Source organism: Mycolicibacterium lacusdiani (genome assembly GCF_021916785.1).
Classification (GTDB): domain Bacteria; phylum Actinomycetota; class Actinomycetes; order Mycobacteriales; family Mycobacteriaceae; genus Mycobacterium; species Mycobacterium lacusdiani.
This window is the reverse complement of the sequence record NZ_JAKCFC010000005.1, coordinates 379,304-398,544: the sequence shown is the minus strand read 5'-3', so window position 1 is coordinate 398,544 and position 19,241 is coordinate 379,304. Positions and strand designations below refer to the sequence as shown.

The following is a 19,241-nucleotide window of genomic DNA, read 5'->3' as shown; positions in this document are numbered from 1 at the left end:
AGCCCACCGCTTTCGCGTCATCTACAACACCATCCGACCACACCAAGCCATCCAGGACCGCACCCCACAACAGGCCTACCTGAACCCCATTAACCTGGAAATCCTGCCAACTCCTTGACTCAAGACAACTCGTGTACGACAAGAGTTCGCAACGAAAACCGGTGCTGACCAGGGTGTGGACGAACACGGCACTGGGGATGAACGGGCCCTCAGACTGCCGCTGCGTCAGACCCGAGGTGTAGCGCCGCAGCGGTCATGACTTGCTCCCAGGTGGGCACGACGAGCGGCCGTCAACGCGCAGGCCACGACCGCTCCCGTCGCGCCGCAAGCCGCTGCCGCCGCCATCGCCTCGACCGTGCCGGCGAGCATCAGGAACCCGAACCACGACGCGACACCCAGCAACACCAACCGCCAGCCGGTCCAGGCACCTGGCGCACCGAACCTGGTCGCCACTGCCATTCCCAGCAGCAGGGCGAGGCCATGGCCAACGTCCGTGAAGTCCCGACCTACCGCGACCGCGGCCACGCCGACGCCCAGCCACGCTCCTATCACGGCGGCTCGCCACCGCCCCGGGACCGCGACGGCCAAGGCGCCGAGCACCGCGGTCGCGCCATAGCTGGTGCCGACATCGGTGGCGCGGGTGATGTCCGCCGACGTCCAACCGGACTGGACCGCGGTCGTGAGCCCGATGGCCACCAGCAGTGTGGCGCCCACGTGTCCGGTCACGAAGGCGTAGATCAACTGCTTACTCCCCCATATCGACTCACCCAGGCCCAGTAGGCACAGCAGACCCGGCAGCCACAGTGCGATGGGTCCGGCGTCAACGACGAACGCGCTACCGAGCAGCGTCCCCACATGACCATGACTGAGGTTGTGGAGGTTCGTGCTCGCGCGCTCGACGGCACGGGCCTGCGCCTGCGGCCCGAGCGCGACGAGTGCCGACGTGACGGCGACCAGGATCGTTCCGTAGAGGAGCGTCGCCCGCAGCCGTCCCAACGACCGCAGCCGCCGCCACCCGGACATGCGTGCACGCACCACCGGGTCGACTATGCCCCCGGTGGCCTTCGTTCCCGGGCATCGTCAGCTGGCAGATCCCTGCGGGTCTTCACCCAGTACATTGCGAGATCCTCTGGCACGCCGGAGATCTTCGGCGCGAAGAGTTGCTTGCGTATCCGCTTGACCGTCAACCCGAGTGCCTGCAGATCGTCCTCCGAGATCTCGTCGAGAGTCGTCTGCGACACCACGAGCCCGCCTCTGGTGGCGCGCTCCATGACGCGCGCAGCGATGTTCACGTCGATGCCGAGCCAGTCGGAACCGATGCGCTGCGGTCGGCCGGTGTGTACGCCCGCGCGCATCAGCGGCGTATATCCCTCGACCTCAACGGTTTTGACGGCCTCCAGCGCGTCGACCACGGCGCGTACCGCGGTCGTCGGGTCGGCGAATACCGCCATCGCGCCGTCACCCATCCGCTTGACGATCTGGCCACCGGCCGCCAGCAGCGGCGGCTCCATCACCTGGGCCACGCGTCGCAGCAATCGCAGCGTCGCGTCGTCACCCGCGGACAGCGACCAGTCGGAGAAACCCACGAGGTCGGTGAACACCAGGGTCACCTCGCGGTAGGCGGGACGTCCCGACACCCTTTCGGTGAGGGCCTGCCACACCTGCAGCGCGCCGAGGCTCACCTCGCGGGAAGCGGCATGCCGATCCAGAATGCGGTCGGCTGCACGCGCTGCCGCACGTGGGCCACCAACCCCCGCCGCCGACAACGGATCACCGAAATCCGGGTCGCCGGGCAGCGCGCGACGGGCCCGCCTGACGAAGTCGACGACGCCGGGGCTGTGATTGGTGGACTTGAGCCAACCCAGCGGACCGCTCGCGCCATAACCCGATCCGACGCACTCATGCCCGTCGGACCGGTCATCCGACGATTCGACATCCACTACTCAACCCTAGGTGGCGCCCGGATCGACCGGCAACGACGTCGACGCCCGGCACCCTGGCGACTAGCGAAGGCGCTGGTCAGGCGATCTTGATTCGCGAGGGGCTAGACCCAGCTCACACCCCGACGTCGCAACCTGGCATCGGTCCAGCCACCGTTGCGCAGCAGTGCCCGAGGGCCGTGGACAACGCCCGTTGTCAGGAATAGTGTGACCGACAGGCACCCTGGGCACCGGCGGAGGACACATGACCGCAACGAAGGTCGACGACACCGCTGCCCCACTCGGGCCCGAGTCCCTCACCTGGAAGTACTTCGGCGATCTGCGCACCGGGCTCCTGGGCGTGTGGATCGGCGCAATCCAGAACATGCACCCGGGGCTCGGCGCGGGCGTCGAGGACCACTCGATCCTGCTGCGCGAGCCGCTGCAACGCGTTGCACGGTCGGTCTACCCGATCATGGGGGTCGTCTACGACGGTGAGCGAGCGGCCGACACGGGCGCGCAGATCCGCGGCTACCACGACACGATCAAGGGCGTCGACTCCGCCGGCCGGCGCTATCACGCGCTCGACCCCGAGACGTTCTACTGGGCGCATGCCACGTTCTTCATGCTGATCGTCAAGTGCGCCGAGTACTTCTGCGGCGGTCTCACCGACGCGGAGAAGCGGCAACTGTTCGACGAGCACGTCCAGTGGTACCGGATGTACGGCATGAGCACGAGACCGGTACCCGGAACGTGGGAGGAGTTCTGCGAGTACTGGGACCGCACCTGCCGCGACGACCTCGAACTGAGTCGCGCCGCACGCGACGTGCTGAACATCCGCATCCCCAAACCGGCCTTCGTTCCCGTGCCAACCACTTTGTGGGACCAGGCATTCAAACCGTTGGTGGCCGGACAACGCTGGATCGCCGCCGGCCTGTTCGACCCCGCGGTGCGCGAGAAGGCCGGCTTGCGGTGGACGCCCGGCGACGAGGTGCTGCTACGCCTGTTGGGCAAGGCGATCGAACTCGCTTTCGTCGCAGTGCCCGACGAGATCCGGCTGCATCCGCGAGCATTGGCCGCCTACCGCCGCGCCGCAGGCCGGCTACCCGCCGACGCGCCGTTGGCCGAGGCACCATCGTTCACCGCCCCACCCCGGGACCGTCGCGGACTGCCGGTGCACTACGTACCGCCGTCCAGGTCGATGATGGAACGAGCCGGGTCACTGGTGCACACCACGTTCTCCCTCGCCGGGCTGCGGCCCGCGCGCGACCGACATACGAATGACCGACGAAAGGCAGCCTGACACATGCTCGAATGGTCCGAGGTCGACCTCGCCGTACGCGACGCCGTTCGCGACTTCGTGGACAAGGAGATCAGGCCGCACCTCGACGACCTCGAGAGCGGCGACATGCCGCCCTACCCCATCATCCGAAAGCTGTTCAGCACGTTCGGCATCGACGCGATGGCCAAGGAATCGCTCGAGCGGCGGCTGGCCAAGATGCGCGATGGGTCGGAATCGGAAGGCAAGTCGGCATCCGGCGGCATGTTCGGCGGCGGCGGCGACCAGGCAGGCATGGGTTTCGTGCTCATCAGCGAGCTGTGCCGGGTCAGCATGGGAGTCGTCACCGGCCTTGGCGTCAGCCTGGGACTCACCGTGCCCACCATCGCCTCCCGGGGCACCCTGGCGCAGCAGGAGCGCTGGCTGCCTGAACTGGTGACCTACGAGAAGGTGGGCGCCTGGGCAATCACCGAACCCGACTCCGGCTCCGATGCGTTCGGCGGTATGACGACCAATGTGGTTCGTGCCACCGATGGGTCGGGCGACTACGTCCTCAATGGGCAGAAGACGTTCATCACCAACGGTCCCGATGCCGACGTGACGGTGGTCTACGCGAAGCTCGACGATGGCGACCGCAGCGTGGACAAGCGCAAGCGCAAGGTCCTCACCTTCGTCCTCGACAAGGGCATGGACGGCTTCGTGCAGTCGAAGCCCATGCGCAAGATGGGCATTCACAGCTCGCGAACCGGTGAACTGTTCTTCACCGACGTGCGCCTCGGACGCGACCGGCTCCTCGGTGAGACGGAGCAGAACGCCTCCGGCGACGGGCGCGACAGCGCGAAGTCGAACTTCTCCTCCGAGCGCATCGGAGTCGCCGCGATGGCGCTCGGCGTCATCGAGGAGTGTCTGCGACTGTCTGTCGACTACGCGAAGTCACGCAAGCTGTGGGGCCAGGAAATCGGTCAGTTCCAGCTCATTCAGCTCAAGCTGGCGACGATGGAAGTGGCGCGGATGAACGTGCGCAACATGCTCTTCCGCGTCATCGAGGCCGCCCAGACCGGCACCCCGATCTCGCTCGCCGAGGCTTCTGCGATGAAGTGGTACTGCTCGCAGGCGGCAACGGATGTCGCGATGGACGCCATTCAGATCTTCGGTGGCAACGGCTACATGACCGAGTACCGGGTCGAACAGCTCGCGCGCGACGCGAAGTCGCTGATGATCTATGCAGGCAGTAACGAGGTTCAGATCACGCACGTGGCGCGAGGACTGCTCAGCGGGTAGCCCTGGCGCTCTGGTACAGGCAGATCGCCGCTGCGGCCGCGACGTTGAGGCTCTCGGCGCCACCGGCCATCGGGATCCGCACGCGGACGTCGGCCGCTGCGGCGACCTCGACGGGCAGACCGTGCGCCTCGGAGCCGAACAGCCACGCCGTCGGCACGTCGAGTCTCACGTCGTCGAGCGACGTCTCGCCGTCGAGCGTCGCGGCCATGACCACCAGCTCCGCGTGCACCAGTTCGGATATCAGCGCGAGGGTGTCCGGCACGTCGACGACGGGCACCGAGAAGATGCTGCCCGCCGACGCGCGAAGACACTTCGCGTTGTAGGGATCGACGCTGTCGCCGGCCAGGATGAGGGCGTCGGCGCCCAGGGCGTCGGCGAGCCGGATCAGCGTTCCCGCGTTGCCAGGGTCGGCGGTGTCGACCGCGACGGCCACCAGTCGAGGCGCTGCCAGCACTGAGGCGAGCGTCACCTCCGGCATGCGGCACACCGCCACCAGACCGACCGGTGTGACGGTGTCCGACAACGCCTTTGCAGCGCGATCTGTCACCAGGTGAACCGGGGCGTCGATGAGGAGGTCGCGAAACCGGTCGGCGGCGACCTCGGTGACGAAGACCTCGTCAACGAGACCACGCCGCAACGCCGACTCGACGAGGTTGGAACCTTCGGCGAGGAAGCGTGCGGCGTGGCGGCGTCCAACGGGACGCTGCAGCTTGATCGCCGCAGCTACCCGATTGGACTTCTCGGTCAGCGGTGTCAGGCGGCTTCGCCCGACGGAGCGTTGACGTCCTCGGGAAGCGCCTTCCTGGCGACCTCGACGAGGGCGGTGAACGCGGCCGGATCGCTCACGGCGATCTCGGCGAGGTTCTTGCGGTCCACCTCGACACCCGCGGCCTTGAGACCCTGGATCAGCCGGTTGTAGGTGATCCCGTTGGCGCGGCCCGCGGCGTTGATGCGGGAGATCCACAGCTTGCGGAAGTCACCCTTGCGCGCCTTGCGGTCACGGTAGGCGTAGGTCAAGGAGTGGAGCTGCTGCTCCTTGGCCTTGCGGTACAGGCGTGACCGCTGGCCGCGGTAGCCCTTCGAGGCCTTGAGGACGGTACGCCGCTTCTTCTGGGCGTTGAGTGCGCGCTTCACGCGTGCCATGGGGGTGTTCCTATTCTCGATCGGTCAGGTGGGAGGCCACGAAGGCCTGCAGGCAAGGTCAGCCGTTGAGCATCTTGGTGACGCGGGCGGTGTCGTTCGCCGCGACGGTGGTGCGCCCGTCGAGGCGGCGGGTGCGCTTGCTCGCCTTGTGCTCGAGCAGGTGGCGCTTGCCGGCCTTCTGCCGCACGATCTTGCCGGTTCCGGTCTTGCGGAACCGCTTCGATGCGCCGCTATGGGTCTTGGCCTTGGGCATGAGAGTCCTCAGTTCTGTGGTGGATCGGTCGGTGCTTCGTCGGCCTGCGCGCTGCCGCGTTGGCCGGCGGGTGTGTCTGCGTCGTGCGCCGCCTTGGCGCGAGTCTTCGCGCCGCGGTGCGGTGCCAGCACCATCGTCATGTTGCGGCCGTCCTGCTTGGCGGACGTCTCGACGAAGCCGTAGTCGGCGACGTCGGCGCCCAGGCGCTGCAACAGGCGGTAACCGAGTTCGGGCCGCGACTGCTCGCGGCCGCGGAACATGATCGTGACCTTGACCTTCGACCCCGCCTCCAGGAAGCGGACGACGTGACCCTTCTTGGTCTCGTAGTCGTGGGGGTCGATCTTGGGCCGCAGCTTCTGTTCCTTGACGACGGTCTGCTGCTGGTTCTTGCGAGACTCGCGCAACTTCTGAGCCGTCTCGTACTTGAACTTGCCGTAGTCCATGATCTTGCAAACCGGCGGTTTGGCATCTGGAGCTACTTCGACGAGGTCGAGATCGGCATCCGCGGCGACGCGAAGGGCATCTTCGATGCGCACGATTCCTACCTGTTCACCGCCCGGTCCAATCAGGCGGACTTCAGGTACGCGAATGCGCTCGTTGATGCGTGTCTCAGTGCTGATGGGGCCTCCTATGTAGTCTTCGAGGAGGCCAACGCCATCGGCGCCCAAAAAGGGCCAGGCCCCGCACGTAGATGCAGGGCCCGAATGCCGACCGGTCGCGACGTACGTCGCCCGTGCAAAGCACGAAACGAACACCTCGCGATGTTCGTGACCGGACCGCTGAGCCGTGAGGCCAACGGTGGGAGCGGGACTCCACTTGCTGTCCCGGCCAATGCCGAGACGGTCGCGCATGGAAGTCTAGCAGGCATGACCGATGATCCCGAACTCCCCGACGAGGCGGCCGAACTGCCCGTCCGCGAACTGGCCGAGATCCCCGCGGTCGAGGTCATCACCCGCGCCGCAGTCATGCTCATGAGTGCGGCGGCCGAGAAGCTGGGCCTGGCCGACGGCAACCCGGAGGACAGCCCACACCAGGACCTCGACGAGGCTCGCCGCCTGATCAACGCCCTGGCTGGCCTGCTCAAGGGTTCCGTCGAGTACCTGGGACTGCACGCCGGACCCATCCGGGACGGTCTCAAGGGTTTGCAGCTGGCGTTCAAGGAGGCCAGTGCGTTCCCCGAGGAGCCGGGCAAGGGTCCGGGCGAATGGTTCACCGGACCCGTTTGGTGACACACGGTCCCCCGCAGTCCCACCCATTTCCCCGGTAGACCGAATATCCTCGCGCCCTATGACCCTGGCCGCGGCAAGCAAGCCGGCGAACACCAAGCACCGCTCCGCCTTCTGGTGGGTTCCCGCTGCGGCCGGGTGGACGGTCGGGATCATCGCCACGCTGTCGCTGCTCGCCAGCGTGTCACCGTTGATCCGCTGGGCCATTCGGATTCCGCGTGAATTCGTCAACGACTACATCTTCAACTTTCCCGACACGAGCTTCGCCTGGGCCTTCGTGCTCGCACTGCTCGCGGCCGCGCTCGCGGCCCGCAAGAGCGTCGCGTGGTGGATCCTCGTCCTGTACATGGTCGCTGCCGTCGGGTGGAACGTCTTCGATCTGGTCGACGGTGACGAGTCGATCATGGAGGACATCGGCGAGGTCGTCGGGCTCGTCTTCCACGTCGCGGCGATTGCCTTCCTGATCCTGGCCCGCCACGAGTTCTGGGCGAAGGTACGCCGGGGCGCACTGATCAAGGCGGCGCTCACGCTGGTGGCGGGCATGGCGATCGGCACCCTCGTCGGATGGGGCCTGCTCGAACTGTTCCCGGGATCGCTGGCCAGGGGCGACCGCCTGCTCTACGCGCTCAACCGGGTGAGCGCGTTCGCAGGCGCGGCCTCGGAGAACTTCGCAGGCCATCCGCACGTGTTCGTCAACGCCCTGCTTGGCCTGTTCGGCGCACTGGCCCTGATGGTCGCGGCGATCGTGCTGTTCCGGTCGCAGCGCGCGGAGAACGCGCTCACCGGCGAGGACGAGTCCGCGATCCGTGGACTCCTCGAGCTGTACGGCAAGAACGACTCACTGGGGTACTTCGCGACCCGCCGCGACAAGTCGGTGGTGTTCGCGCCGAACGGCCGTGCGGCCGTCACGTACCGGGTCGAGGTGGGCGTCTGCCTGGCCAGCGGTGACCCGCTGGGAGACCCGAAGGCGTGGCCCGCCGCCATCGGCGCGTGGCTCGACCTGTGCCAGTCCTACGGCTGGGCGCCGGGCGTGATGGGTGCGAGTTCGACGGCAGCGCAGGCGTTCAGCGCGGCCGGCCTCAACGCGATCGAACTGGGCGACGAGGCCATCCTGCACCCGGACCGCTTCAAGCTGTCGGGCCCCGACATGAAGCCGGTGCGCCAAGCGGTTACCAGGGCACGCCGCGGCGGTCTCACCGTGCGCCTGCGCAGGCACCGCGACCTGAGTCCCGACGAGATGGCCGACGTCATCCGACGCGCCGATGCGTGGCGCGACACCGAGACCGAGCGCGGCTTCTCCATGGCACTCGGTCGGCTGGGCGACCCGGCCGACGGCGACTGCCTGTTGGTGGAGGCGGTGCAGGAGCGAAGCGACACGGGGGATGGTGAGGTCGTCGCCATGCTGTCACTGGTGCCGTGGGGCACCAACGGCGTCTCGCTCGATCTGATGCGCCGCTCACCCCAATCCCCCAACGGCACCAACGAACTCATGGTGAGCGAGTTGTGCCTGCAGGCCGAGGAGATCGGCATCAGCCGCATCTCGCTCAACTTCGCCATGTTCCGCTCGGCCTTCGAGGAAGGCGCGCAACTCGGCGCAGGCCCGGTCGCGCGACTGTGGCGTGCGCTGCTGGTGTTCTTCTCGCGGTGGTGGCAGCTGGAGACGCTGTACCGCTCGAACATGAAGTACCAGCCCGAGTGGGTCCCCCGGTATGCCTGCTACGACGACGCACGCCTGGTGCCGAGGGTCGGCGTGGCATCGGTGATCGCCGAGGGCTTCCTGGTGCTGCCGTTCAGCAGACGCAACAAGCAGCACACCGGCCACCACTCGGCGGTTCCCGAGTCGCTGGCGAAGTCCGGCCTGCTGCACGGTGACGGCACCGCACCCGACCTCAGTGGCATCGCGACCGACGACGGCGAGGGTGCCGGCGGGCCCCGGTTGCCCGAGCAGGTCCGGGTCCGGATGGCCAAGCTGAAGGCGTTGCAGGACAGTGGGATCGACGCGTACCCCGTCGGTCGGCCGCCGAGCCACACCGTCGCCACGGCCGTCGAGACCAGCGGCGTGACGGTCAGCGTGTCCGGTCGCGTCCTCCGAATGCGCGACTACGGCGGCGTGCTGTTCGCCCAACTGCGCGACTGGTCGGGTGAGGTTCAGATCCTGTTCGACGACTCGCGCCTGACCGAGGGCCGCACGGCCGACGTCACCAACGCAATCGATCTCGGTGACCTCGTCGAGGTGACGGGGACCATGGGCCTCAGCCGATCCGGGAAGCCGTCGCTGCTGGCCGACCACTGGCGCCTCATCGGCAAGTGTCTGCGGCCGCTGCCGGACAAGTGGAAGGGACTCACCGACCCGGAGGCCCGGGTGCGGACGCGCTACGTCGACCTGGCCATCAACACGGAGTCGCGTGACCTCATCACCGCACGGAGCAGGATCCTGCACGCCATTCGCGAGACCCTGGTCGGCAAGGGCTTTCTCGAGGTCGAGACGCCGATCCTGCAACAGATCCACGGCGGCGCGAACGCGCGACCGTTCATGACCCACATCAACGCCTACGACCTCGACCTCTACCTCCGCATCGCCCCGGAGCTGTACCTCAAGCGACTGTGCGTGGGTGGCGTCGAGCGCGTCTTCGAACTGGGCCGCGCGTTCCGCAACGAGGGCGTCGACTTCAGCCACAACCCCGAATTCACGCTGCTGGAGGCGTATCAGGCGCACGCCGACTACAACGTGTGGGTGCACGGGTGCCGCGAACTCATCCAGAACGCAGCGCAGGCGGCCAACGGCGCCCAGGTCGTCATGCGACCCGGCGAGACCGAGGGCACGCTGGAGGCCGTCGACATCTCCGGTGAATGGCCGGTGAAGACGGTGCACGGCGCGGTGTCCGAGGCGCTCGGCGAGGAGATCGACCCGACCACCGACCTCGCCACCCTGCGCGCGCTGTGCGACCGCGTGGGCGTGCCCTACCTGACCCACTGGGACGCAGGCGCCGTCGTGCTCGAACTCTACGAACGGCTCGTCGAGGGGCAGACCCTGCAGCCGACGTTCTACAAGGACTTCCCGACGTCGGTGTCGCCGCTGACGAGACCGCACCGCAGCATTCCGGGCGTCGCGGAGCGGTGGGACCTCGTCGCGTGGGGTGTTGAATTGGGCACTGCTTACAGCGAATTGACCGATCCCGTGGAACAACGCAGGCGGTTGCAGGAACAATCGCTGTTGGCCGCCGGTGGCGACCCCGAGGCGATGGAACTCGACGAGGACTTCCTGCAGGCCATGGAGTACGCCATGCCCCCGACCGGCGGGCTGGGTGTCGGCGTGGACCGCGTCGTCATGCTGATCACCGGTCGCAGCATCCGCGAGACGTTACCGTTCCCGCTCGCCAAGCCACGCTGAACCCACTTCACAGCCGGTCCCCAGGAACGGCATCCACGATGATGCGGTGACGACGTCGACGCCGAGGATCGCCGAGCACCTTTCGCTCATGCACGGCTGGCTGCCGCTCGTGGTGCAGTTGATCGCCGTGACACTGCTGGCGCTGGCCGTCGGGTGGCGGCACCGACGCTGGCGGCTCGTGTGGCTCCCGGTCGCGGTCGTCGGTGGCCTGATCCTGACGGCGGTTGCCTACTGGTACGTGACCACCCAGGGGCTCGCCGGCGATCCTGCGCCACGACGACTGTGGGCGTGGACGACGGTGACCGGCGCGGCACTCGTGGTGCTAGTCGCCGGGTGGCGCAGTGCGGGATGGTGGCGGCGAAGTGCGTCGATGCTCGCGGTTCCGCTGTGTCTGGTGTGTGCCGCGCTGGCGTTGAACCTGTGGGTGGGCTACTTCCCCACCGTGCAGACCGCGTGGAGCCAATTGACCGCGGGCCCGCTGCCCGACCAGGTGGATCAAGCCGCGGTCGTGGCGATGCAGAAGGAGCGCAAAATTCCCGACCGCGGTTCCGTCGTCCCGGTGACCATCGGTTCTGCCGCATCGGGTTTCAAGCACCGCGGTGAACTCGTCTACCTGCCGCCCGCCTGGTTCGCATCCGATCCACCGCCTGCGCTGCCGACGATCATGATGATCGGCGGCGAGTTCAACACGCCGGCCGACTGGCTGCGCACGGGCAACGCCATCAAGACCGTCGACGACTTCGCCGCTCAGCACGCGGGCGAGGCACCGGTGCTGGTGTTCGTCGACTCCGGCGGAGCCTTCAACAACGACACCGAGTGCGTGAACGGTGCGCGCGGCAATGCCGCCGATCACCTGACGAAGGACGTCGTTCCGTACATGGAGCAGACCTACGGCGTGAGCGCCGAGAGCGCCAGCTGGGGCGTCGTGGGGTGGTCGATGGGCGGCACGTGCGCCGTCGACCTGACCGTGATGCACCCCGACCTGTTCAGCGCATTCGAGGACATCGCGGGCGATCTCAGCCCCAACTCGGGCACGAAGCAGCAGACGATCGACCGGCTGTTCGGCGGTAGCGAAGCGAAGTACGCGAGCTTCGACCCGACCACCGTCATCACCCGCCACGGCTCCTACCACGGGGTGGCCGGCTGGTTCGACGTCAACGGTCCCATGCCGTCGGCGCCGGCAGTGGTCGACGTCAGGGACGACGTGGGCAACGGCGCCGCGGGCGGCATGGCAACCGGACACACCAGTGACCAGGAGGCAGCGGCCGACTCGTTGTGCGCCCTCGGCGGCAGCCACGGAATCGACTGTGCCGTAGTGGAACAACCCGGTAAGCACGATTGGCCCTTCGCCTCGCAGGCGTTCGCCGCTGCCCTGCCGTGGATGGCCGGCCGCATCGGTACACCGGGGGTCCCGTCGACGCCGCTGCCGACGACGGCCGCAGGACTTCAGGCCACGGCGAGGTAGGCATAGTCTGTCGGGCATGGCCGACTTCACAGCAGCAGCCGCCATCGTCGGCACCGGGTTCATGGGCCGGGTGCACGCGGAATCGCTGGCCCGCATCGGGGTTCGCGTGCTGGGGATCGTCGGTTCCACGCCCGAGCGGGCGGCCGCGGCGGGGATCGCGCAGCCCTACGCCGGCATGGACGAGATGTTGGCCGACGACCGGGTGGACGTGGTGCACGTCTGCTCGCCCAACCATCTGCACCACGAACAGGCACTCGCCGCCCTGCGCGCGGGCAAGCACGTGGTGTGCGAGAAGCCGCTCGCGATGACGCCGGCGGAGGCCCGGGAACTTCGCGACACCGCCCGCGAACTACGTCTGGTGAACGCGGTGTGCTTCATCAACCGCTTCTACCCACTGTGCCAGCAGGCCGCGGCTCGGGTGCGTGCCGGCGAACTGGGTGCGGTGCGACTCGTCACCGGCGGCTACCTACAGGACTGGCTGTCGAAGGACACCGACTGGAACTGGCGTCTCGATCCTCGACTCGGCGGGTCGCTGCGCGTCGTCGGCGACATCGGTTCGCACTGGCTCGATCTCGCGAGCTACGTCACCGGCCAACGCGTCGAGTCCGTGATGGCCGATCTCACCACGACGATTCCAACCCGCCACCGACCGCTCCGTTCCGTGGAGACCTTCGCCCAAGCGGTGGACCAGGAGACCGAGCCCACCAAGGTCACCACCGAGGACATCGCAGGCATCCTGCTCCGATTCGACGGGGGTGCGCGAGGGGTTCTGACGCTGTCGCAGGTGTCCCCGGGCCGCAAGAACCACCTGACCTTCGACCTCAGCGGCTCCGACGGTTCGCTCGACTGGGGGTTGGAGAACCCCGAGCGGATGTGGATCGGTCACCGGGACGATCCCAGCCAGATCCGGATGCGCACGGAAGGCGACTACCCGCCTGGGCATGCGCAGGGATATCCGGACACCTTCAAGGCGCTGCACCACGCCGTCTACACCACGGTCGAATCCGGGGAAGCGCCCGCCGAACCCGGATACCCGACCTTCGACGACGGCCTCGAGCAGGCACTCATCGGCGAAGCGATCGCGCGGAGCGCTCGACTCGAGCAGTGGGCCACCGTCGAGCGCTGAGCGCGATCAGTAATCGGCCTCGGCCGCAAGGATCTCCGCGAGAAACGCGTCGGCGCCTGGACGTGCGAGTCGCCCCCGGGCGTAGTCCCGGATGCGCCGCCGCATGACGTCGGCATCGGGAGCGGGATCGACGTCGGCACCGACGCTGACCGTGGTCGGCGCCCAATCGTGGGTCCATGCCACCACTTCGACGACGGGACCGGTGTCGCCGGCCAAGTCGAAGCGTGCCAGGCCGTCGTCGTCCAGGACCCCGGCCCCCGAGACGCCACCCGATCGCAGGCGCACCGGCACACCGGCAGCAGGGCGGGTGCCAGCGGTCGCCACCCGAACCGTCGCGACGGCGCCGGTGTCGGTGACGTCGACCCGCCACTGAACGGTGTCGTCCGCGGCATCGAAGAGCCCCGCCGGAACCGCCGCCCAGTCGATCGAGCCGACCCCGCTGGCCACCGACGGCTGCGTGCGGCCGCCACGTCCACCCGCCGCCAGCGCGTAGTCGGCGCGGCGCGCGGAAGCCGGTACCGCGGCATCCACGTCCCACACGCCTGCGTCGTCGGCGACCTCGGCGCATGCATCGACCAACTCGACGACCCGCGGATCGCCGTCGCGCCGGTGCGCGAGCAGCGCGGCCTGGTGCGGGGCGAGCAGACCCGCCACGTCGGCGTCGAGGGCGTCGTCGTCGAAGTAGTCCTGCGCCGCCGTGGCGAGCAGCGCGACCTCGGCGTCGAGCAGTGCGGCATCGAGAGTCGGGATACCGTCACGCAGACTTCCCGGCCACCACCGCCGCGCCCAGTGGCCGACCGCCAGACGGCGCAACGGGAGCAGCGCGTCGGCGTCCAGCTCGATGCCGGGCAGATCGACGGAATCGTCGACGACCTCGCCCCCGAGCGCGTCGACCAGTGCATTGTGTCCCCGTGCACCGACCAGGCGCCAAAGCCATTGTGCCGCAGCGATATCAGTCACCGTGACGAGCGTGGCTGCGAGGCCGGCGGGATCGTCGACCGTCCACTCGAGGACCGCCCCCGCCACCTCGAGTACTGCCACCGCAGGCGGTTGCGCGGGGGTGGGCCCGAAGCTCCACAGTCCGGCTCTCGCGTCGATCCTCACCGGGCCACCTCCATTTCCAGCATCGCCTTGATCCGTTGCCGGTGGTCGAGGCTGACCGACCGTGCCACGCCCTCGAGGAGGGCGCGCACGTCGTCGACGTCGTCGCACGGCTCCTGCCACACGTCGCGGCCGTGCAGGCGCGCCCACAGCCGGCTCAGATACGGCCGCGCGAAGCAGGTGAGGTCGTCGACCACCTGCCTCTGCCGCGGGTGCAGGGCCTCCCCCTCGACGAGGTACCGGCGCGCGTGCATCACGTAGGCCTCCTTGCGAAGCCTGGCCTGGATGCTGCGGCCGAGGTCGTAGCGGGTGGGCGTGGAGTCGCTCAACGGCGCGAGGTCGACCGCGATCTCGATGCCCGCGACCAGCGTCGCCTGAATGTCCTCCGACATCAAACCCCATGGCGCACAGGCACGGTCGACCTCCTCGGCGCACAGCGACGGGATGTCCGGCAGCTCGTCGCGGTCCAACGCCCTGCGAAGCGTCGCACGCACTCTGTCGACCACGCTGCGGTCCAGCGGGCGGGCGGCCTCGGAGCCCGGCGGGACCGCGGGCGGTCGCTGCGGTTCCGTCGAACTGAGGCCGACGTCGACGATCGACCACGGAATGCCCTGCGGGGCAACCCTGACTCTGGCGCCGAAGTTGTAGGCCGTGGCGTCGCCGATCAACGCCGACCACACGCGCTGGCGCGCCATTCGCCCGTTGTGGTCGTCGGCCGTCCCGAGCACGGTGGTCAGCCCCGCCAGGAATGGACCCGCGATCGCGTCGCCCGGCTGGACGTCGCGCCAGCTGCGTTCCAACTGTGCTCCAAGCGCGTCGATCACGCGTTCGTCGTCGACGTAGCGGTTGAGCACCTCGATGGCCGTGCGGTCCCGATCGTCGTGCAGGCCGCGCAGTACGGACTCGACGAACTCGCCCTGCGAATCCCGCTGGGAGGGATGGCCATCGGTGACCGCCAGCTCGAAGCACACCGGGAAGTAGAGTTCCTGGGCGTTGCCGGTGGTGATGCGCAGCCGCCGCCGCTCGGCCTTCAGCAGCGCGAACCACGCCGCCGCACAACGCAACCGTTCGGCGTTGTCGACGATGGCATCGATCAGCTGCGCGGCCACGTCGGGCTCTAGCATCGGTGCGGAGAAATGCGGATTGGACCGCAGCCGCAACACGAGCGGGTCCAGGATCCGCTTCACGGTTCGACGCAGCGGCCCGCCGTCGGCGCTGCTGAGCACCTCGACGCCGTCGCCGATTGCCCGCCACGCCTGGTCGATCGCCGCGCGCCGAGGCACGGCGACGGCAACGGACGCCGCGACGTTCCCGGTACTCATCGCATCAGGATAGGTGGCCAGCGCCGGTTTGGTCGCCGAGAAAGTTGGGTTCGGTAGCGCGCCATGGCGAGGAATCTGATCGGCATGTCCTACGCAATCGCGCCCCCGCTGCTCGCCCTCGTCCTACTCCTGATCGCACTCGTCGTCCCGAACGCACTCAGGCGCCGCCGACCCCACCGACCCGAGTCAACCCCGGAGAATCAGGTCGCCGTGGGGATCGGCACGGTACGCACGGTCGCCGACCGCATCACCGTCGAGGTGGAGAGCGTGTCCGGGCAGACCTTCGTTGGCAGGCTGCAGCAGGCCGACGACGACGTCGCGGCACGGCTGCGACCAGGCGTCGTGCTGCTCGTCTCGTTCGACCCCGATGCCCGCGAGCAGCTCACCCTCGCCGACGACCTGCTCGCCGTGCGCACAGGCAGCGTCGCACCCGAGGACCTCATCAGGCACGGCACCAAGTCGTCCGGCGTCGTCACGGCAGTCCGCCCCGGGCGCGAGGACTATCGCGAGGTCGAGCTGGACGTGATCGTGCAGAAGCCCGAGGGCGGTCAGTTCCCGGCCCGCAAGACCGCGCTGCTGCCGGCCACCGCGCTGGACGCCGTGAAGCCCGGAAGCGTCGTCGACGCCTACTACCGCCACGGTGACGAACGAGCCGTCGCGGTGTGCGTGCCGCCCATCTGAGCGGTCACCGCGCTCCGTCCACCGCGAACGACACCACCGCCGCCCAGTACAGCGGGCTGGCGGTGGTATCACCGGATCGCCACTGGCGCATACGTTCTCGTTGCCATTGATCTAGGGCGCAACCCGCGTGCTCATCGACGTGGGCTCGGTCCACGGCCACGACGACCTCGGTCATCGGGTCGGCGTCGCCGCCGACGAACTGCCGGTAACCCGCCGTCGTCGGCAGCGACCACAGTGTGGCCGTGACCAGCTGAGCACCACCGAGCACGGCTGCCGCCACCAGCCCGGTGGCCTCGTCGAACCGGTAGTCGCCGCCGGACGCGCACGCGAGCAACGCGACCCGGGGCGGAAGCGCGAGTTCCAGCGCCATCACGTCGGCCGCCGTCAGCGGCCGTGGGTCGGCCAGGTGCAGCGCCGACTGATCTGCGCTTCCCGAGTCCGCCGCCGTGGCGTGCCCCACGTAGAGCAGACGCGACGGCCGCCGCCCGAGCATGTCGGCGAGCCACCATCGGTTGCCGTCGCTGCGACGGAACAGTTCCACCACGCCGTCGACGGGTGGGAGCACCGATCCGTCGGCAAGCAGCCGCGAGAAGTGCCGTGCCAGCGGCATGTCGGCATCCGGCCGCCCCAGCACCGAGCCCAACGAAGAGTCAGCCCGCTGGCCTGGCACCCGCGGGTCCAGCATCAGCAGCGGTGGACCACCGGCCGCCTCGGCCCAGGACCGCCGCGGCCGCTGCGCGTTCGCGATGTTCGCCGGTACCGCCATCAACACGTCGACGAGTTCCATCAACCGTCGGCCTTCGGTGGACGACGCCGTTTCGCCCTCGTCCCACGGCACGAGGGCCGCCGCCGTTCCCGCGACCGTGACCGCGGCGGCGCGGGCACGTACGAGGGAATCAGCGGATGGCCGCGCCGACGGCACGGCGAGCAGGCCCCAGGGCACCCGCCCCAGCCGGGCACTCGGTGACACGAACAGCACCGCACGTGGATCGGAGGCGCACGCGATCAGCAGCTGCCACGCCGGATCGGACAGCAGGAGCACCCCCAGCCGGTAGGCGAGTACCGCCTCGGTCTCGGGCTTCGCCAGCGGCCCCGTGACGAGCGCACGCTCGAGACCGTCGGCGACCGACTCGTCGCCGATGGGTTCCGGCAGGCCGACGTCGAGTTCGGCCAGCGCCGCCAGCAGCAGCGGTTCCTCGACCACCCACGTAACCGTGCGGGACGGATCGCCGACCACGCGAAGGCTGGCGTAGGTGGCGATCCCGACGTCGGCGAACCGCAGCACCAGAGTCGGCCGGCTCACGGCCACGTCGTCCAGGCGTTCTCGTCGGTCGTGACGTGCTGCCCGTAACGATCGAGCGCAAGCCGGCGGTAGCGGCCGAGCACCGGACCGCTCGTCGGGTCCATCGCCAGCGGAGGAAGCGGACCCAGCCGCGTCAGCGACGGCCCCGTGTCGATCCTGGGCCCCGATGCGACCTGCGCCAGCTCCTCCAGGTCGCTGATGGGCGCGGGGGCGGTCGTGACGCGCGACCAGTCGACCTCGACTGGTGCTTCCGCGGTCGCGAAGGTGCCACGCGCACTGTGGTATTCGATCAACTCGCCGACGAGTTCGGTGTTCTCCGACTCCCAGGCGACGGCGAACGCGCCGGCCAGCATCGGCGCGGAGATGCACTCGGCCCACTGTGCCCTGGCCTCGGCATCGGTGATCGAGTAGCGCACGGAGTCGACCGCCAGCGCAGCAGGGACCTTCAGTTCGGCGGCCCGCGCGAGCTTGTCCATCGCCGAGGCGAACCGGGGGCTACCGGGTTCGGCATGGGTGGCGCCCAGCGACGCCCGATACCGGGCCTCCAACTCGGCCCAGTCGTCGTCGGCGTGGCCGGCACCGTCGAAGCCGAGGTCGGCCAGCGCGTCGGACCGCCACACCGTGCCGAGGTGGTCGTCGAGACGGGCGTAGGCGACCCAACTGCTTCGTGGCGACTCGTCGAGGCAGGCGCGGGCGCGTTCGACCATGTCGATGGCCTCCTGGTAGCGGCCGCGGATGATCGCGATCCAGCTGCGCTGCAACAGTATCCGGTGGATGTGCAGTGGCCGGCCCAGTTCGCGCCAGTGCCGTTCGGCGTGCTCCCAGCTCTCGTCGGCGGCCTGCAACGCCCCCGCCCCCATTCGGGTCAGGCCGAAGTACAACCAGCACCGCGAGACATCATGCGCCCGAGCGTATTCTGCGATCACCGGGTACGCCTCCATGAGCAATCGCTCGGTGGAGAGTTGATCACCGCGGGCCCAGCACACGGTGGCGCGCTCGAGCTTGGTACGCGACACGGGTAGGTCCCATCCCCTGGCCTGTGCCCGTGCACCGGCACGCTGCAGCCAGGGCTCCGCCTCGGCCAACCGCCCCGTCTCGATGCAGAACCTGGCGTAGCCGACGGCACCGAGGACGAACAGGTTGTCGTCGGCCTCACCCGTGGAACCGCCGTCGACGTCCTCGATCACGTTGCGCCACAGCGGGATCGACTTGACGTGCATGTCGTCCTCGCACAGCGCGGCCGCGCACTGGATGCGCGCCAGGGTCCGCAGGTAGGTGTGTTCGGACGTCAGATCGGCGAACTGGGGAGCGCTCCACTCCCCCGACGCCATGCCGTCGAGCACCGCCAAGGCCGCAGCCGCACCCTCGTGATCGCCGAGCGCCGCCAGGAGACCGACCTCGAGTCCCTGAGCACGCCGGCCGTAGCGGCACGTCATGTGCAGGATCGAATCGGTCGACATCGTGGTGCGGTCGACCACGTCGGGCGCCGCGGTGCCGTCGAGCACCGACGCGTAGATCGCCAGGCACTCCCTTATTCGCCGAATTCCCTCGCGCACACCCTCGTACGCGGTGCGCACCAGGTACAGCTCGCCCAGTTGAGCGAGCACCTCGAGCATCAGGTCGTCGCGGTCGGCCTCTTCGATTTCAGGCATCAGCGACAGCAGCAACTCCTTGGCCGACGTCTCGTCGGCCGCCAGCGCAAGGTGGCGGGCCCGCTCGAGGTCGCCGGGGATGGACACGGCTCGATGATA

17 protein-coding genes are annotated in these 19,241 nt (G+C 68.7%); 7 read left to right on the top strand and 10 right to left on the bottom strand.

The window, feature by feature from the left end; translation table 11 throughout:
- Nucleotides 1–225: 225 nt before the first annotated feature.
- Together LOK44_RS18365 and LOK44_RS18360 are read right to left on the bottom strand one after the other, a co-directional pair.
- Nucleotides 226–1,038, bottom strand: coding sequence for a rhomboid-like protein (locus LOK44_RS18365; RefSeq protein WP_237571508.1), 813 nt, complete (start codon nucleotides 1,036–1,038; stop codon nucleotides 226–228).
- 8 nt (nucleotides 1,039–1,046) lie between these two features.
- The gene (locus LOK44_RS18360; protein WP_372481263.1) at nucleotides 1,047–1,940 is read right to left on the bottom strand and encodes an adenylate/guanylate cyclase domain-containing protein; all 894 of its coding nucleotides are present in this window, start codon (nucleotides 1,938–1,940) and stop codon (nucleotides 1,047–1,049) included.
- 244 nt (nucleotides 1,941–2,184) lie between these two features.
- On the opposite strand from LOK44_RS18360, the gene LOK44_RS18355 reads away from it, so the two are divergent.
- Together LOK44_RS18355 and LOK44_RS18350 are read left to right on the top strand one after the other, a co-directional pair.
- A complete protein-coding gene (locus LOK44_RS18355; RefSeq protein ID WP_237571507.1) occupies nucleotides 2,185–3,222 on the top strand; it encodes an oxygenase MpaB family protein in 1,038 nt (345 codons plus the stop codon).
- A gap of 3 nt (nucleotides 3,223–3,225) precedes the next feature.
- The gene (locus LOK44_RS18350; protein WP_237571506.1) at nucleotides 3,226–4,479 is read left to right on the top strand and encodes an acyl-CoA dehydrogenase family protein; all 1,254 of its coding nucleotides are present in this window, start codon (nucleotides 3,226–3,228) and stop codon (nucleotides 4,477–4,479) included.
- On the opposite strand, the gene LOK44_RS18345 is transcribed toward LOK44_RS18350, so the two are convergent.
- Genes LOK44_RS18345 through infC form a run of 4 tightly spaced genes read right to left on the bottom strand, consistent with a single transcriptional unit; the run spans nucleotide 4,469 to nucleotide 6,543 of the window.
- Entirely contained in the window at nucleotides 4,469–5,236 is a 768-nt protein-coding gene (locus tag LOK44_RS18345; protein ID WP_237571550.1) for a TrmH family RNA methyltransferase, read from the bottom strand. The genes LOK44_RS18350 and LOK44_RS18345 overlap by 11 nt on opposite strands.
- A complete protein-coding gene (rplT, locus tag LOK44_RS18340) occupies nucleotides 5,233–5,622 on the bottom strand; it encodes a 50S ribosomal protein L20 (protein WP_163917593.1) in 390 nt (129 codons plus the stop codon). The genes LOK44_RS18345 and rplT overlap by 4 nt, the downstream gene beginning before the upstream one ends.
- A gap of 58 nt (nucleotides 5,623–5,680) precedes the next feature.
- Nucleotides 5,681–5,875 (bottom strand): 50S ribosomal protein L35, encoded by a 195-nt coding sequence (gene rpmI / locus LOK44_RS18335; protein ID WP_163917594.1) that lies wholly within the window; start codon nucleotides 5,873–5,875, stop codon nucleotides 5,681–5,683.
- Between the two features lie 8 nt (nucleotides 5,876–5,883).
- Complete coding sequence (infC, locus tag LOK44_RS18330; RefSeq protein WP_237571505.1) at nucleotides 5,884–6,543, bottom strand: translation initiation factor IF-3; 660 nt, start codon at nucleotides 6,541–6,543, stop codon at nucleotides 5,884–5,886.
- Nucleotides 6,544–6,741: 198 nt separating this feature from the next.
- On the opposite strand from infC, the gene LOK44_RS18325 reads away from it, so the two are divergent.
- From LOK44_RS18325 to LOK44_RS18310, 4 genes are all read left to right on the top strand, one after another.
- Nucleotides 6,742–7,104 carry a DUF1844 domain-containing protein gene (locus LOK44_RS18325; RefSeq protein ID WP_163917595.1) on the top strand — a complete coding sequence of 121 codons (363 nt, stop codon included), beginning with the start codon at nucleotides 6,742–6,744 and terminating at the stop codon, nucleotides 7,102–7,104.
- Between the two features lie 58 nt (nucleotides 7,105–7,162).
- Nucleotides 7,163–10,492: a bifunctional lysylphosphatidylglycerol synthetase/lysine--tRNA ligase LysX gene (gene lysX / locus LOK44_RS18320; protein WP_237571504.1), complete on the top strand. Its 3,330-nt coding sequence runs from the start codon at nucleotides 7,163–7,165 to the stop codon at nucleotides 10,490–10,492.
- A gap of 88 nt (nucleotides 10,493–10,580) precedes the next feature.
- Nucleotides 10,581–11,957, top strand: a complete 1,377-nt coding sequence (locus LOK44_RS18315) for an alpha/beta hydrolase (protein ID WP_237571549.1) — start codon at nucleotides 10,581–10,583, stop codon at nucleotides 11,955–11,957.
- Between the two features lie 16 nt (nucleotides 11,958–11,973).
- Nucleotides 11,974–13,083 (top strand): Gfo/Idh/MocA family protein, encoded by a 1,110-nt coding sequence (locus LOK44_RS18310; protein WP_237571503.1) that lies wholly within the window; start codon nucleotides 11,974–11,976, stop codon nucleotides 13,081–13,083.
- A gap of 6 nt (nucleotides 13,084–13,089) precedes the next feature.
- Here the strand turns inward: LOK44_RS18310 and LOK44_RS18305 are convergent, their stop codons facing one another.
- Together LOK44_RS18305 and LOK44_RS18300 are read right to left on the bottom strand one after the other, a co-directional pair.
- On the bottom strand, nucleotides 13,090–14,187 hold the full coding sequence (locus LOK44_RS18305; RefSeq protein ID WP_237571502.1) for a hypothetical protein: 1,098 nt from the start codon (nucleotides 14,185–14,187) through the stop codon (nucleotides 13,090–13,092).
- Nucleotides 14,184–15,506 carry a hypothetical protein gene (locus LOK44_RS18300; protein ID WP_237571501.1) on the bottom strand — a complete coding sequence of 441 codons (1,323 nt, stop codon included), beginning with the start codon at nucleotides 15,504–15,506 and terminating at the stop codon, nucleotides 14,184–14,186. The genes LOK44_RS18305 and LOK44_RS18300 overlap by 4 nt, the downstream gene beginning before the upstream one ends.
- A gap of 63 nt (nucleotides 15,507–15,569) precedes the next feature.
- Here LOK44_RS18300 and LOK44_RS18295 point away from each other — a divergent pair, with 63 nt between their 5' ends.
- Nucleotides 15,570–16,187 carry a hypothetical protein gene (locus LOK44_RS18295; RefSeq protein WP_237571500.1) on the top strand — a complete coding sequence of 206 codons (618 nt, stop codon included), beginning with the start codon at nucleotides 15,570–15,572 and terminating at the stop codon, nucleotides 16,185–16,187.
- A 4-nt stretch (nucleotides 16,188–16,191) separates the two neighbouring features.
- Here LOK44_RS18295 and LOK44_RS18290 read toward each other — a convergent pair whose 3' ends face one another.
- Together LOK44_RS18290 and LOK44_RS18285 are read right to left on the bottom strand one after the other, a co-directional pair.
- Entirely contained in the window at nucleotides 16,192–17,490 is a 1,299-nt protein-coding gene (locus tag LOK44_RS18290) for a CHAT domain-containing protein (protein ID WP_372481262.1), read from the bottom strand.
- Nucleotides 17,487–19,229: a hypothetical protein gene (locus tag LOK44_RS18285; RefSeq protein WP_237571498.1), complete on the bottom strand. Its 1,743-nt coding sequence runs from the start codon at nucleotides 19,227–19,229 to the stop codon at nucleotides 17,487–17,489. Before LOK44_RS18285 ends, LOK44_RS18290 begins: the two co-directional genes overlap by 4 nt.
- Nucleotides 19,230–19,241: the final 12 nt, after the last annotated feature.